The 14,199-nt window shown below is 74.2% G+C and carries 13 protein-coding genes and 2 tRNA genes; 4 read left to right on the top strand and 11 right to left on the bottom strand.

Annotated elements, in window-relative coordinates:
- Positions 1-39: 39 nt before the first annotated feature.
- On the top strand, positions 40-2,691 hold the full coding sequence (gene valS, locus ACRYR9_RS04585) for a valine--tRNA ligase (RefSeq protein WP_432496001.1): 2,652 nt from the start codon (positions 40-42) through the stop codon (positions 2,689-2,691).
- 525 nt (positions 2,692-3,216) lie between these two features.
- Here valS and ACRYR9_RS04580 read toward each other — a convergent pair.
- Positions 3,217-4,296, bottom strand: a complete 1,080-nt coding sequence (locus ACRYR9_RS04580) for an inositol-3-phosphate synthase (RefSeq protein ID WP_432496004.1) — start codon at positions 4,294-4,296, stop codon at positions 3,217-3,219.
- Positions 4,296-4,871 (bottom strand): PadR family transcriptional regulator, encoded by a 576-nt coding sequence (locus tag ACRYR9_RS04575; RefSeq protein WP_432496006.1) that lies wholly within the window; start codon positions 4,869-4,871, stop codon positions 4,296-4,298. Before ACRYR9_RS04575 ends, ACRYR9_RS04580 begins: the two co-directional genes overlap by 1 nt.
- A gap of 167 nt (positions 4,872-5,038) precedes the next feature.
- On the opposite strand from ACRYR9_RS04575, the gene ACRYR9_RS04570 reads away from it, so the two are divergent.
- The gene (locus ACRYR9_RS04570) at positions 5,039-5,467 is read left to right on the top strand and encodes a MarR family winged helix-turn-helix transcriptional regulator (RefSeq protein WP_432496009.1); all 429 of its coding nucleotides are present in this window, start codon (positions 5,039-5,041) and stop codon (positions 5,465-5,467) included.
- Between the two features lie 90 nt (positions 5,468-5,557).
- Here the strand turns inward: ACRYR9_RS04570 and clpX are convergent, their stop codons facing one another.
- The 5 genes from clpX to ACRYR9_RS04545 all read right to left on the bottom strand — a co-directional run bounded on the left by clpX (position 5,558) and on the right by ACRYR9_RS04545 (position 10,335).
- A complete protein-coding gene (gene clpX, locus ACRYR9_RS04565; protein ID WP_432496012.1) occupies positions 5,558-6,847 on the bottom strand; it encodes an ATP-dependent Clp protease ATP-binding subunit ClpX in 1,290 nt (429 codons plus the stop codon).
- Positions 6,848-7,023: 176 nt separating this feature from the next.
- Positions 7,024-7,677, bottom strand: a complete 654-nt coding sequence (locus tag ACRYR9_RS04560; protein ID WP_432496015.1) for an ATP-dependent Clp protease proteolytic subunit — start codon at positions 7,675-7,677, stop codon at positions 7,024-7,026.
- Between the two features lie 64 nt (positions 7,678-7,741).
- Positions 7,742-8,317 (bottom strand): ATP-dependent Clp protease proteolytic subunit, encoded by a 576-nt coding sequence (locus ACRYR9_RS04555; RefSeq protein ID WP_432486149.1) that lies wholly within the window; start codon positions 8,315-8,317, stop codon positions 7,742-7,744.
- A gap of 241 nt (positions 8,318-8,558) precedes the next feature.
- Entirely contained in the window at positions 8,559-10,019 is a 1,461-nt protein-coding gene (tig, locus tag ACRYR9_RS04550; RefSeq protein ID WP_432496017.1) for a trigger factor, read from the bottom strand.
- A 242-nt stretch (positions 10,020-10,261) separates the two neighbouring features.
- A tRNA-Pro gene (locus tag ACRYR9_RS04545) sits at positions 10,262-10,335 on the bottom strand.
- 105 nt (positions 10,336-10,440) lie between these two features.
- Here ACRYR9_RS04545 and ACRYR9_RS04540 point away from each other — a divergent pair.
- A tRNA-Gly gene (locus tag ACRYR9_RS04540) sits at positions 10,441-10,514 on the top strand.
- Between the two features lie 49 nt (positions 10,515-10,563).
- On the opposite strand, the gene ACRYR9_RS04535 is transcribed toward ACRYR9_RS04540, so the two are convergent.
- The gene (locus ACRYR9_RS04535) at positions 10,564-11,010 is read right to left on the bottom strand and encodes a hypothetical protein (RefSeq protein ID WP_432496421.1); all 447 of its coding nucleotides are present in this window, start codon (positions 11,008-11,010) and stop codon (positions 10,564-10,566) included.
- A 69-nt stretch (positions 11,011-11,079) separates the two neighbouring features.
- On the bottom strand, positions 11,080-11,523 hold the full coding sequence (locus ACRYR9_RS04530; RefSeq protein WP_432496424.1) for a hypothetical protein: 444 nt from the start codon (positions 11,521-11,523) through the stop codon (positions 11,080-11,082).
- A gap of 70 nt (positions 11,524-11,593) precedes the next feature.
- Between ACRYR9_RS04530 and ACRYR9_RS04525 the strand changes: the two genes are divergently transcribed.
- Positions 11,594-12,784, top strand: coding sequence for a glycerate kinase (locus ACRYR9_RS04525; protein ID WP_432496426.1), 1,191 nt, complete (start codon positions 11,594-11,596; stop codon positions 12,782-12,784).
- A gap of 15 nt (positions 12,785-12,799) precedes the next feature.
- On the opposite strand, the gene ACRYR9_RS04520 is transcribed toward ACRYR9_RS04525, so the two are convergent.
- Both ACRYR9_RS04520 and ACRYR9_RS04515 read right to left on the bottom strand, forming a co-directional pair.
- A complete protein-coding gene (locus ACRYR9_RS04520; protein WP_432496429.1) occupies positions 12,800-13,597 on the bottom strand; it encodes an Fpg/Nei family DNA glycosylase in 798 nt (265 codons plus the stop codon).
- A 13-nt stretch (positions 13,598-13,610) separates the two neighbouring features.
- The gene (locus ACRYR9_RS04515; RefSeq protein ID WP_432496431.1) at positions 13,611-14,084 is read right to left on the bottom strand and encodes a ribose-5-phosphate isomerase; all 474 of its coding nucleotides are present in this window, start codon (positions 14,082-14,084) and stop codon (positions 13,611-13,613) included.
- Between the last annotated feature and the right edge of the window lie 115 nt (positions 14,085-14,199).

The raw sequence follows: 14,199 nt of genomic DNA, 5'->3' as shown, positions 1-14,199 counted from the left end.
CGCTGCCTTCACCCCCGGCGCCTGCGGGATGATGGGGGCATGTCCGACGCCAGCACCGCGCCCGCACCCCAGCACCGCCCGGACGGCACCGCCGCCGGCGTCTCGGTCCCCGACCGCCCCACCGTCGACGGCCTGGAGGAGCGCTGGGCACCGGTGTGGCAGGAGTCCGGCACCTACGCCTTCGACCGCACCGCCGAGCGCGCCGGCGTGTACTCCATCGACACCCCGCCGCCCACCGTGTCCGGCTCCCTGCACGTCGGCCACGTCTTCAGCTACACCCACACCGACGTGGTGGCCCGCTTCCAGCGCATGCGCGGCAAGTCGGTCTTCTACCCGATGGGCTGGGACGACAACGGCCTGCCCACCGAGCGGCGCGTGCAGAACTACTACGGCGTGCGCTGCGACCCCTCGCTGCCGTACGACGCGTCCTTCACGCCCCCGGAGAAGGCGCCGAAGAGCGACCGCGACTTCGTGCAGGTCTCCCGGCGCAACTTCGTGGAGCTGTGCGAGCGGCTGACGGCCGAGGACGAGCAGGTCTTCGAGTCGCTGTGGCGGCGCCTGGGCCTGTCGGTGGACTGGTCGCACACCTACTCCACGATCTCCGCGACCTCCCGCGCCGCCGCGCAGCGCGCGTTCCTGCGCAACCTCGCCCGCGGCGAGGCGTACGCCGCCGAGGCCCCCACCCTGTGGGACACCACGTTCCGCACCGCCGTGGCGCAGGCGGAGCTGGAGGACCGCGAGCGCGAGGGCGCCTACCACCGCGTCGCCTTCGAGCGCACCGGCGGCGGCGAGCCCGTCTTCATCGAGACCACCCGCCCCGTGCTCATCCCCGCCGTCGTCGCCCTCGTGGCCCACCCCGACGACGAGCGCTACCAGCCGCTGTTCGGCACCACGGTGCGCTCGCCGCTGTTCGGGGTCGAGGTGCCCGTCGTGGCGCACCGCCTCGCCGAGCCGGACAAGGGCTCCGGCATCGCCATGATCTGCACCTTCGGCGACACCACCGACGTCACCTGGTGGCGCGAGCTGCAGCTGCCCACCCGCGCCGTCATCGGCTGGGACGGCCGGCTGGTGCGCGAGACGCCCGAGTGGATCGCCGGGGGCCCCGGCGAGCAGCTGTGGGCCGAGATCGGCGGCGCCACCGTGCACACCGCCCAGGAGAGGGTCGTCGCGGCGCTGCGCGAGTGCGGCGCGATGGTCGGCGAGCCGAAGAAGATCGTGCACCCGGTGAAGTTCTACGAGAAGGGCGACCGCCCGCTCGAGATCGTCACCACCCGCCAGTGGTACCTGCGCAACGGCGGCCGCGACGCCGGGCTGCGCGAGCAGCTGCTGGAGCGCGGCGCGCAGCTGACCTGGTACCCGGAGCACATGAAGCACCGCTACGACCACTGGGTCTCCGGCCTGAACGGCGACTGGCTGATCTCCCGCCAGCGGTTCTTCGGCGTGCCGTTCCCCGTCTGGTACCCGCTCGACGAGGACGGCACCCCCCGCTACGACTCCCCCGTCCTGCCCGAGGAGTCCACCCTGCCGGTGGACCCCGCCTCGGAGACCCCGCCCGGCTACGACGAGTCCCAGCGCGGCGCGCCCGGCGGCTTCACCGCGGACCCCGACGTCATGGACACCTGGGCCACCTCCTCGCTGACCCCGCAGATCGCCGGCGGCTGGGAGCGCGACGAGGACCTGTACCGCCGCGTCTTCCCGATGGACCTGCGCCCGCAGGGGCAGGACATCATCCGCACCTGGCTGTTCTCCACCGTGGTGCGCTCGCACCTGGAGAGCGGTGGGCTGCCGTGGTCGCGGGCGGCGCTGTCGGGCTGGATCCTCGACCCCGACCGCAAGAAGATGTCCAAGTCCAAGGGCAACGTCGTCACCCCGCTGGGGCTGCTGGAGGAGCACGGCTCGGACGCGGTGCGCTACTGGGCGGCGTCCTCGCGCCTGGGCACCGACGCCACCTTCGACACCGGGCAGATGAAGGTCGGCCGCCGGCTGGCGATGAAGCTGCTCAACGCCTCCAAGTTCGTCCTCGGCCTGGGCGTCGAGCGCGGCACCGCCGCCGACCCGGCCGCGGTCACCGAACCGCTGGACGTCAGCGTCCTGGTGCACCTCGCCCAGGTGGTGCGCAGCGCCACCGACGCGTTCGAGCGCTACGACCACGCCACCGCGCTGGACGTCACCGAGCGGTTCTTCTGGACGTTCTGCGACGACTGGGTGGAGCTGGTCAAGGACCGCGCCTACGGCGCCCGCGGCGAGCAGGCGCAGGCCTCCGCCCGCGCCACCGCGGCCATCGCGCTGCGCACCCTGCTGCGGCTGTTCGCCCCCTTCCTGCCGTTCGCGGCGGAGGAGGTGTGGTCCTGGTGGCAGGACGGCTCCGTGCACACCGCGTCCTGGCCCGTCGTGGACGAGCTCGGCCCCGCCGCCGCGGACACCGGTGCGCTCGGCGTGCTCGGTGCCGCCGGTCAGGCGCTGTCCGCGCTGCGCAAGGTCAAGAGCGAGGCGAAGGTCTCCCAGAAGACCCCGCTGACCGCCGCCGCGGTGTTCGGCCCGGCGGGCGTGACCGCCGACGCCGCCCGCGCCGAGGCGGACGTGCTGGCCGCCAGCCGCGCGGCCTCGATCACCTGGCAGGAGGTGCCGGTCGCCGAGGGCGAGCAGGCACCGGTGCTGACGGCGAAGGCGGAGATCGCCGAGCAGGGCTGACGTCCTCCCCTCGACAGGGCCGCTCCCTCACCGGGAGCGGCCCTGTCGCGTTCTCGGGATGCCCGTGGTCGCCGTGGTGGGACGGTGGCGGGTGCTGCGGCCGGCTCTCCGCCCGCTGCCGGGTGCACCGCCGCACCTGTTCGCGCAGGGCGGGCTCCGGACGCCGACCTCCGCAGCCACCACCGTCCTGCCGCCTCGCACCTCTCCCCCACTCCACATCGCACCCGGGCCCGTCGAGCGCTCATCGACCGTCCGGCGCGGCCCGGTGGCGCACCCGCACCACGGGGACGGACGGCGACCGTCCACCCCGGTGAGGTCGGAGGGTGGCGGGGTGGTCCGGTCGACGGGCGTCCGGAGCCCGCGCCGAGCAACGGCAGGTGAGGGAACCACCCGAGTCCGGCGCGGGCGGAGAGCCCGACGGCCGGACCACCCCGCCACCCGGCCGAAAACCCGACCCGAGGGACGGAACGCGAGAAGCCCCGCGGTGCGGGTGCACCACGGGGCCCTGCGCGGGGAGACGGCCGATCAGCGCTCGGCGGTCCCGGCGATGAACTCCTCGACGGCGGCACGGCCGCGCTCGTCGTCGCGCTGCTCCGGCGGGGACTTCATGAAGTACGCCGACGGGGACAGCAGCGGGCCGCCGATGCCGCGGTCCAGGCCGATCTTCGCGGCGCGCACCGCGTCGATGATGACGCCGGCGGAGTTCGGGGAGTCCCAGACCTCCAGCTTGTACTCCAGGTTCAGCGGCACGCCGCCGAACGCCTCGCCCTCCAGGCGGACGTAGGCCCACTTGCGGTCGTCGAGCCACTGGACGTAGTCGCTGGGGCCGATGTGGACGTCGCGGGTGCCGAAGTCGGCCTGGACGTTGCTGGTGACGGCCTGCGTCTTGGAGGTCTTCTTGGACTCCAGGCGGTCGCGCTCCAGCATGTTCTTGAAGTCCATGTTGCCGCCGACGTTGAGCTGGTACGTCCGCTTGAGCTTGATGCCGCGGTCCTCCAGCAGCTTGGCCATCACGCGGTGGGTGATGGTGGCGCCGACCTGGGACTTGATGTCGTCGCCGACGATGGGCAGGCCCGCGTCGGTGAACTTCTGCGCCCACTCGGGGGTGCTGGCGATGAAGACGGGCAGCGCGTTGACGAAGGCGCACCCGGCGTCGATGGCGCACTGGGCGTAGAACTTCGCCGCGTCCTCGGAACCCACCGGCAGGTAGCACACGACGACGTCGGCGCGGGCCTCGCGCAGCGCGGCGACGACGTCCACCGGTTCGGCCGCGGACTCGGTGATGGTCTCGCGGTAGTAGCGGCCCAGGCCGTCGAGGGTGTGACCGCGCTGGACGGTGACCCCGGTGGTGGGGACGTCGCAGATCTTGATGGTGTTGTTCTCGCTGGCGCCGATGGCGTCGGCGAGGTCGGTGCCGACCTTCTTGTCGTCGACGTCGAAGGCGGCGACGAACGTCACGTCGCGCACGTGGTACTCGCCGAACTTCACGTGCATGAGGCCGGGCACGGTCGTGGTCTCGTCGGCGTCGGCGTAGAAGTGGACGCCCTGGACGAGGGAGGCGGCGCAGTTGCCCACCCCCACGACGGCGACGCGGATCTCGGACATCAACTCTCCTCGGGAGGGGGTGCGGCCGGAACACCCGGCCGGGCGGGGGCACGGCGCTCGGCCGTGATGAGGCGGTCGAGCCAGTCGACCTCGCTGCGGACGGTCTCCAGGCCGTGGCGCTGGGCCTCGAGGGCGTACGCGTCGAGCTGGGCCTGGGCCCGCTCGATGGTGGCGGTGAGCTGCTCCACGCGTTCCAGCAGCCGGGCGCGACGGCCCTCCAGGATGCGCAGCCGCGTGCGGGGGGCGACCCGCTGGAACAGGGCCAGGCGCACCCCGAACGCGTCGTCCTCCCAGGCGGCCGGGCCGGCCTCCTCGAGCAGCTCGGCGAGGCGATCCCTGCCGCGCTCGGTGAGCTCGTAGACGACGCGGGCCCGCTTGGCGCTCACGGTGCCCGGGGTGCGCTGCTCGGTGGTCTCGGTGATGCAGCCGCCGGCCTGCAGGGTGCGCAGGCACGGGTAGAGCGTCCCGTACGACAGCGCGCGGAAGGCGCCCAGTCGCACGTCGAGACGGCGGCGGACCTCGTAGCCGTGCAGAGGGCCGTCGGCGAGCAGGGCCAGCACCGCCAGGGGCAGCACGTCACCGCGCCTTCGCACCACTGCACTCCCTGAGGACCGTCGGCGATGCATCGGTCCGATGCATCGGTCCGACCCTAGGGCAGCTGGGCCGCCACCACAACACCCGGGGGTCGCGCGGTGCCGTGGCGATCACGCGGTGCGGCGTGCCGGAGCGGTACGGTTCCCCCGTGCACCACGACGCCGCAGACCACCTGGAACGTGAGCTCGCCGTCCTGCTGCGCCGATCCCGGGCGATCAGCCGGGAGACGGCCCGCACCGTGCACCCGGACCTCGAACCGGAGGCGTACAGCCTCCTGGTGCGCCTCGACGACCTGGGCGAGGCACGCCCCTCCGACCTGGCCGCGTTCTTCGGCATCGGCAAACCCACCCTGAGCCGGCAGGTCCAGCTGCTGGAGGGCCTCGGCCTCATCGAGCGGACCGCGGACCCCACCGACGGGCGGGCGGTGCGCCTGCGCCTGTCCCCCACCGGCTCCGAGCAGCTGCTCGCGGCCCGCGCGGCGCGCCGTGAGCGCCTGCACGCCCGCCTGCAGGACTGGTCCGAGGAGGACATGAACCAGCTGGCCACGCTCGTGGCGCGCCTGAACTCCCAGCTCTGACCCGGGCCCCACGGCCGCGGCACGACGACGGAGGGGCCCCGCCCGTGCTCGACACGGGCGGGGCCCCTCGACGTCTCGTCCGGGTCGGGGTCAGGCCGACTTCTCGCGGCGCTCCCGGGTGCCCTTGCGCACCGGGGCCTCCCGGGGCACCAGCGTCGGGTTCACGTTCTTCAGCACGACCTCGCGGGTGACCACGACGCGCGCGATGTCGTCGCGGCTGGGCACGTCGAACATGACCGGCAGCAGCACCTCCTCGAGGATCGCGCGCAGACCCCGGGCGCCGGTGCCGCGCAGGATCGCCTGGTCGGCCACGGCCTCCAGCGCGTCGGGGGTGAACTCCAGCTCCACGCCGTCCAGCTCGAACATGCGCTGGTACTGCTTGGCCAGGGCGTTGCGGGGCTCGGTGAGGATGCGCACCAGCGCTTCGCGGTCCAGGTTCTCCACCGTGGTGATCACCGGCAGACGTCCGATGAACTCCGGGATCAGCCCGAACTTCATGAGGTCCTCGGGCATCACGTCACCGAAGGACGGCTCGAGCTTCGCGGTGCCCGTGGGACGCAGCTGGGCACCGAAGCCCAGGCCCTGCTTGCCGGCGCGGGCCTCGATGAGGCGGTCCAGGCCGGCGAAGGCGCCACCCACGATGAACAGCACGTTCGTCGTGTCGATCTGGATGAACTCCTGGTGCGGGTGCTTGCGGCCGCCCTGCGGCGGCACGCTCGCCGTGGTCCCCTCGAGGATCTTCAACAGCGCCTGCTGCACGCCCTCGCCGGAGACGTCGCGGGTGATCGACGGGTTCTCCGACTTGCGGGCGATCTTGTCGACCTCGTCGATGTAGATGATGCCCGTCTCGGCCTTCTTGACGTCGTAGTCGGCGGCCTGGATGAGCTTGAGGAGGATGTTCTCCACGTCCTCGCCGACGTACCCGGCCTCCGTCAGCGCCGTGGCGTCGGCGATGGCGAAGGGGACGTTGAGCATCTTCGCCAGCGTCTGCGCCAGGTAGGTCTTGCCGCAGCCCGTCGGGCCGATCAGCAGGATGTTGGACTTGGAGATCTCGACGGCGTCGTCGCGGCTCTTGGCCGGGTCCCCCACCTGGATGCGCTTGTAGTGGTTGTACACGGCCACCGCCAGCGACTTCTTGGCCGCGGACTGGCCGATGACGTACTGGTCGAGGAACTCGAAGATCTCCCGGGGCTTGGGCAGCTCCACCAGGCCCAGGTCGTTGGCCTCGGCGAGCTCCTCCTCGATGATCTCGTTGCAGAGGTCGATGCACTCGTCGCAGATGTACACGCCGGGACCGGCGATGAGCTTCTTGACCTGCTTCTGGCTCTTTCCGCAGAAGGAGCACTTCAGCAGGTCGCCACCGTCACCGATGCGTGCCACCGACGGATTCCTCTCCTCGTACTGCTCGACGGTGCCGCTGACCTCGCGGGAGCACCGCTCACGGCACCGTCACGACTCGACCACGCTACCTGCCGGGAACCTCCCGGGGACTCATTAGACGCCCCCGGGGGACACGGTGCCAGACCGGCCCCCCGGGACGCGCCGCGCGCTGCTGCCTAACGGGTGACGGCCGAGGCCTTGCGGCTGACCAGCACCTCGTCGATCAGGCCGTACTCGACGGCCTCCTCGGCGGAGAGGAACTTGTCGCGCTCGATGTCCGTGCCCACCTGCTCGGCGGTGCGGCCCGAGTGCGCCGCCAGCGTCTGCTCCAGCCAGGTGCGCATCCGCAGGATCTCGTTGGCCTGGATCTCCAGGTCGGAGGCCTGGCCGTACCCGCCGCCGGACATCGCCGGCTGGTGGATGAGGATGCGGGAGTTGGGCAGGGCGAACCGCTTGCCCGGGGTGCCCGCGGCCAGCAGGACCGCCGCGGCCGAGGCCGCCTGGCCCATGCAGTACGTCTGGATGTCCGGACGGATGTACTGCATCGTGTCGTAGATCGCCGTCAGCGCCGTGAAGGACCCGCCGGGCGAGTTGATGTACATGATGATGTCGCGGTCGGTGTCCTGGGACTCCAGGACGATCAGCTGGGCGATGATGTCGTCCGCCGAGGCGTCGTCCACCTGGACGCCGAGGAAGATGATGCGGTCCTCGAAGAGCTTGGTGTAGGGGTCCGAGCGCTTCATCCCGTAGGACGTGCGCTCCTCGAACTGCGGGAGCACGTAGCGCGCCGAGGGCGCGAGCGCGGGGTCGAAGCGGCTGTGCTGGTCCATCGGACGGTCTCCCATCTGGGCGGTCACGTGCGGCGGGACGTGGAGCGGGGAGCGGCCCGCGGGCTCACGCACCGGTGCCCCCGCCGCCCGTGACCTCGCTGGAGCGGCCGACGACGTGGTCGATCAGGCCGTACTCCTGGGCCTCCTCGGCCGTGAACCAGCGGTCGCGGTCGGAGTCGCGCGTGATGGTCTCGTAGCTCTGACCGCTGTGCTGGGCGATCAGCTCGGCCATCTGCTTCTTCGTCATGATGATCTGCTCGGCGAGGATCTTGATGTCGCTCGCGGAGCCGCCCAGTCCGCCCAGCGGCTGGTGCATCATGATCTTCGCGTGCGGCAGCGCCGAACGCTTGCCCGCAGCACCCGCGCACAGCAGGAACTGGCCCATCGAGGCCGCCAGGCCGGTGGCGATGGTCGCCACGTCCGGCTTGATGTACTGCATCGTGTCGTAGATCGACATGCCCGCGGAGACCGACCCGCCGGGCGAGTTGATGTACATGTAGATGTCGGCGTCCGGGTCCTCGGCCGCCAGCAGCAGCAGCTGCGCGCAGATGGCGTTGGCCATCTCGTCGCGGACCTCCGAGCCCAGCCAGATGATCCGCTGCTGCAGGAGCCGCTGGTAGACGTTGTCGTCGAGGCCCATCCCCGGCGTGCCCGGCGTACGGGCGTGCTGCGGCGTCACCAGTCCCGGTGCGCTCAAGATCTCGCTCACGCTGTTCCCTGGCCCTCTCCTGGCGTCGACCACCCCCGCGGACGGGGGCCGGCGGAGCGTCCCGCCGATCTCGATCGACCCTAACGCGCAGGTCCCGCAGGGCATGTCGGGGCCGGGGGCTTTTCGCTGTGGGCGCACCGGCACCGGGCCGGTGCGCCCACGGCGCGCGGGGTCAGCCCTGGGGGCGCTCCCCGCCGTCCTGCTCCTGCCCGGCGGCGGCGTCGGCCGCGGCCTGGACGTCCTCGCCCACCGGGTCGACCGTCTGGCCGGCCTCGGGCGCGTCCGCCGCGTCCTCGGCGCCGTCCGCGCGCTCCTCGGCGCCGCTCTCGGCGGGCACGCCGGTGGCGTCCTCGTCGTCCTCGGGGCCGCCCACGAGCTCCTCCAGGTCCACGACGTTGCCCGAGGCGTCCTTCACGGTGGCCTTCTCCATCGCCACCGCCAGCGCCTTGCGTCGGCGCACCTCGGAGACCATGGAGGGCACCTGGCCCGCCTGGTCCACCATCTGCACGAACTGGTTGGGCTCCATGCCGTACTGCTGGGCCTGCCCGACCAGGTACTCCAGCAGCTCCTGCTGCTCCACGCCGATCTCCTCGCGCTCGGCGAGGGCGTCCAGCAGCAGCTGGCTGCGCAGGGCGGCGCGGGTGCTCTCGTCGATCTCGGCGCGGTGCTCGGCGTCCTCCAGGCGGTTCTCGCGCTCGAGGTGCGTGTGGATCTCCGCCTGGACCAGCGACTCGGGGACGGGCACCTCGACCAGCTCCAGCAGCTTCTCCAGGACGCGGTCGCGCGCCTGCAGGCCCTGCTCGAACTTCTTGGACTGCTCCACCTGCGTGCGCAGGTCGGCGCGCAGCTCGTCCAGGGTGTCGAACTCGCTGGCCAGCTGCGCGAACTCGTCGTCGGCGTCGGGGAGCACCCGCTCCTTGACGGACTGCACGGTCACGGTGATCTGGGCGTCCTGGCCCTTGCGGTCACCGCCGGCCAGCGGCGCGGTGAAGGTGGTGCTGCCCTCGGCGGACAGGCCCGTCACGGCCTCGTCCAGGCCGATGATCATGTTGCCCTGGCCGACCTGGTAGGAGATGCCCTTGGCGGTCTCGATCTCCTCGCCGTCGATCTCGGCGCGCAGGTCCAGGGAGACGAAGTCGCCGTCCGCGGCGGGGCGGTCCACGCCGGTCAGCGTGCCGAAGCGCTCGCGCAGGGCGTCCAGCCGCTGCTCGACGTCCTCCTCGGAGATCGCCAGGTCGTCGACGGACACCTCGAGCTCGTCCAGGACCGGCAGCTCCAGGGTGGGGCGCACGTCCACCTCGACGGAGAAGCGCAGGTCACCGCCCGTCTTGGGGTCCGGCGCCTGGGAGACGTCGACGGTCGGCTGGCCCAGCGGGCGCAGCTCCCGCTCCTCCACGGCGCGCTGGTAGAACTTCGGCAGCGCGTCGTTGACGGCCTCCTCCAGCACCGCGGCACGGCCGAAGCGCTGGTCGATGACGCGGGCGGGGACCTTGCCCCGGCGGAAGCCCGGCACCTGGACCTGGCCCGCGATCGACTTGTAGGCGGCGTCGAGGCTCGGCTTCAGCTCGTCGTAGCCGACCTCGACGGTCAGCTTCACCCGGGTCGGGTTGAGGGTCTCGACGTCGCTCTTCACAGCGGGGTTCTCCTGGGGTCTCTCCGCGCCGGGGCGGAGGTCGTGGTCAGGCGTGGGGGGGGGGGGGGGGGGGGGGGGGGGGGCCGGGGGGGGGGGGGGGGGGGGGGGGGGGGGGGGGGGGGGGGGGGGGGGGGGGGGGGGGGGGGGGGGGGGCCCCCCCCCCCCCCGCGAAAGCCTAGCCGTCCGCGCCGGGGCGTCTGCCTGCCCGCCGATCGGCGCGAGGCGCCGGCGGGCCGTGCTCGTCGGGGTACCCGGATTCGAACCGGGGGCCTTCCGCTCCCAAAGCGGACGCGCTACCAAGCTGCGCCACACCCCGCGACCCGCCGCGCGCGGCGGGTACTGCGACAGGTTACCGCCGCGGACCCGTTAAGCTGGGCGCCGACCGCTGCGCATGCCCCCACCGGGCGCCGTGCACGGCCGCGCGGGCGTAGCTCAATGGTAGAGCCCTAGTCTTCCAAACTAGCTACGCGGGTTCGATTCCCGTCGCCCGCTCCACGCGCGCGAGCCGCCGCCCTCCGGGGCGGCGGCTCGCGGCGTCGAGAGCTCAGAAGCGGTTCACGTCGGTGACCACGCAGGTCACCTCCGCCGGCGGGTCGGCGACCTCCGCGACGGCCTGCCCCTGCGCCGACTCCCCTGAGCGGACCTCGTCCACCGTGGCCTGCGCCTCGGCGACCGGCGTGCCGTCGGCGCCCGCGAACGCGACGGTGACGACGTAGCTGCGCGGGTCCACCTGGTCGTTCGACACCGTCAGGCCCGCGACCACCCCGGGGTCGGCCACCGCGCAGGTGTCGACGACGACCTCCGCCTCCTCGGCGGCGTCACCGGCGGGCGGCTCCTCCTCGGTCACCTCGTCCACCCGCTCCTCCGAGGGACCGAGGTCCTCGGGGGTGACCACCTCGACCCCCTCGGTGGTGCTCTCGGTGGTCTGCGTGCTGCACGCGGTGAGCGCGAGCAGACCGGCAGCGGACAGGGACATCAACGCGTGGCGCACAGCACCCTCCTGGCTCGGGACCTGCTCCACGCTGGCACACCCGCGCGCACCCGGCCCGTCGAGACGGCGTCACCCCGGCGCCCCCGCCCCCGGCAGGAACGCCTCCTCACCCGGGGCGAGCCGCTCGAGGACCGCCGCCAGCGCAGCGCCCGTCAGGTACGACGGGTTGGCCCCCACCGGCACCCGCACCACCTCCGCCGCGCGGAACCGGGTGTCCACCAGCAGGTCCGCGCGCGCCACCGGCCGCGCCAGCGGGTGCAGCCGCACGGCGACCGCACCCTCCACCGGCGCGGACAGCACCTCCCCCACCGCCCGCACCCCCGCCCGGCGGCCGCTGCGCCACAGCAGGACGCCCTGCCCGGGCTGGACCAGGCCGAGCCGGTAGGTCGGGTGCACGCAGCGGTGCAGGTGCACCGGGGCACCGGCCGGTGCCCCGGTCAGCTCGGGGACGTCGGAGGCCGCCTTGAGCACCCAGCACGCCACGTCCCCGGCCGTCAGCCTCGCCCTCGTCACGGGGCCATCGTGCGCACCCGGTGGCCGAGCCGCGCGCCCGCCCGGCCCGGCCGCCTGGCAGGCTGGCCCCGTGATCGTGCGGACACCGGTGTCGCTGCCCCTCCACGTCGTCGTCGCCCCCGACAAGTTCAAGGGGTCGCTGACGGCCGCCGAGGTGGCCGCGCGCGTCGCCGCGGGCCTGCGCGCCGGGTTCGCCGCCGCGCGGCCGGCGGTGCCCGCGGACGCCCTGCGGATCAGCGAGGTGCCCGTGGCCGACGGCGGTGAGGGCACCGTGGACGCCGCCGTCGCCGCGGGCTGGCGCGCGGTGACGGCCACCGTCGCGGGCCCCACCGGCGCGCCCGTGCGCGCCACGTGGGCGCGGGAGGAGGGCGGCCCGGCCGCCCTGGTCGAGCTGGCGCAGGCCTCCGGGCTGGACCGCCTGCCGGCGGGCGTGCGCGCCCCCCTGGCGGCCACCTCGCGGGGCACCGGGGACCTGGTGCGCGCCGCGCTGGACGACGGTGCGCGCGAGGTCGTGCTGGCCGTCGGCGGCAGCGCCTGCACCGACGGCGGCGCCGGCCTGCTGGCAGCCCTGGGCGCGCGCCTGCTGGACGCCGACGGGCGCGACCTGCCCGACGGCGGCGGTGCGCTGGCCCGGCTGCACCGGGTGGACCTGGCGGAGCTGGACCCCCGGGTGCGCGAGGTGCGCTGGACGCTGGCCGCCGACGTGGACAACCCCCTGCTGGGCGCGCGGGGCGCGGCGGCGGTGTTCGGCCCGCAGAAGGGCGCCGACCCGGCGCAGGTGGCCGCGCTGGACGCCGCGCTGACCCGCTTCGCCGACGCGCTCGCCGCCGCGGGGGCCCCCGACGCGCGCGAGGCGCCCGGGGCGGGGGCCGCGGGCGGCACCGGCCTGGTGGCCCTGGGTCTGCTGGGCGCGCGCCGGCGTCCCGGCGTCGAGGTCGTGCTGGACCTGGTGCGCTGGCCGGAACGGGCCGCAGGGGCGGGCCTGGTCGTCACCGGGGAGGGCAGCTTCGACGAGCAGTCCCTGGGCGGCAAGACCCCGGTGGGCGTGGCCCGCGCGGCGGCCGCCCTCGGCGCGCCGGTCGTGGTGCTCAGCGGGCGGCGGACGCTGCCGGAGCAGCGCTGGCGGGCCGAGGGGTTCACCGGTGCGCGCGCCCTGACCGACGTCGAGCCGGACACCGCCCGCTGCATCGCGCAGGCGGGCCCGCTGCTCGAGGGGCTGGCCCGCGCCCTGGGCGCCGAGCTGGCGGCCGCCGTCGGCTGATCGCCCGCCGCTCCCTCAGGACGGCTGGCAGGTGGGGCACCAGAACAGGTGCCGGGCCACCACCTGCGCGTGCTGCACGGGGGTGCCGCACACCCGGCACGGCTGCCCGCCGCGCCGGTAGACGTAGAAGCGGTCCTCCTCCGACGGAGCGCCGCGCGGGTTCGAGCGGTGCGCCGGGCGGGTGGTGACGATGCGCCCCGTGCGCACGTCCGTGCGCATCAGGTGCACCGCGTCGGCCCACACCGCGTCCCACTCCTCGCGGCTGACCGCCCGGCCGGGGCGGTAGGGGTCCACACCTGCGCGGAAGAGCAGCTCGGCGCGGTAGATGGTGCCGAGTCCCGCCACCACCTCCTGCTGCATGAGCAGCGCGCCGAACGCGACGCGCGAGCGGTGCACGGCCGCGAAGGCGCGCTCGGGGTCGGCGTCCGCGCGCAGCGGGTCCGCGCCCAGCCGCGCGTGCAGCTCCTGCGCGCCCGCCGGGGTCAGCACCTCGCAGGCGGTCGGCCCGCGCAGGTCCGCCCAGCCGGTGCCGGCCACCAGGCGGGCGCGCACCGCGCCGCGCGGCTCGGGCGGCTCGCCGTCGCCGAGCGTCCACGTGCCGTACAGGCCCAGGTGCACGTGCAGGAGCCGGTCCTCGCCGAGGTCGGCGAGCAGGTGCTTGCCGTGCGCCTCGGCGTGCTGCAGCACCCGGCCGTCCAGCAGGGCCGCCCCGTCGGCGAAGCGGCCCTGCGGGCTGCTCACGGCGAGCGGCTGCCCGCCGAAGCGCTCGCCCAGGACGCGGGCGTAGCGGTGGACGACGTTGCCCTCGGGCACCCCGGTGCCCGGCTCAGCGCTGGGGCGCCGCCGGCAGCTCGCCGGTGCGCGCGTACTCGGTGAGCATGTCGATGCGGCGCTGGTGGCGGGGGTCGCCGGAGAACGGCGTGGCCAGGAAGGCGTCCACGATCGCGGTGGCCTCCTCGAGGGTGTGCATGCGCGCACCCACGCCCACGCACTGCGCGTCGTTGTGCTCGCGCGCCAGCTGCGCGGTCCGCACGGACCAGGCCAGGGCGCAGCGGATGCCGGGCACGACGTTGGCGGCGATCTGCTCGCCGTTGCCGGAACCACCGATCACGACGCCCAGGCTGCCCGGCTCGGCGGCCACGGCGGCCGCGGCGGCCAGCACGAAGGGCGGGTAGTCGTCGGCGGCGTCGTACTCGGCCGCGCCGTGGTCGACGACGTCGTGGCCCTGCTCGCGCAGGTGCGCCACGAGGTGCTGCTTGAGCTCGAAGCCGGCGTGGTCGGTGCCGATGTGGACGCGCATGGCGACAGCTTGGCAGGCCCGCCCGGGGCGGGCCCGGGGGGGCGCGCCGCCCGCGCCCCGCCCCCCCCGCCCCCCCCCCCCCCCCCCAAACAACACCCCCCCCCCCCACCCCCCC

This window comes from Kineococcus auxinigenes (assembly GCF_050871525.1).
Classification (GTDB): domain Bacteria; phylum Actinomycetota; class Actinomycetes; order Actinomycetales; family Kineococcaceae; genus Kineococcus.
Note: the sequence above shows the minus strand (reverse complement) of the source record. Positions and strands in the feature narration are given on the sequence as shown.

What these genes read in the sequence shown, in the direction of transcription:
- valS (WP_432496001.1), top strand. Translation starts at nt 40, where the DNA reads ATGTCCGACGCCAGCACCGCGCCCGCACCCCAGCACCGCCCGGACGGC.
- ACRYR9_RS04580 (WP_432496004.1), bottom strand. Translation starts at nt 4,296, where the DNA reads ATGTCCGAGATCCGCGTCGCCGTCGTGGGGGTGGGCAACTGCGCCGCC.
- ACRYR9_RS04560 (WP_432496015.1), bottom strand. Translation starts at nt 7,677, where the DNA reads ATGGACCAGCACAGCCGCTTCGACCCCGCGCTCGCGCCCTCGGCGCGC.
- ACRYR9_RS04555 (WP_432486149.1), bottom strand. Translation starts at nt 8,317, where the DNA reads ATGGGCCTCGACGACAACGTCTACCAGCGGCTCCTGCAGCAGCGGATC.
- ACRYR9_RS04515 (WP_432496431.1), bottom strand. Translation starts at nt 14,084, where the DNA reads ATGCGCGTCCACATCGGCACCGACCACGCCGGCTTCGAGCTCAAGCAG.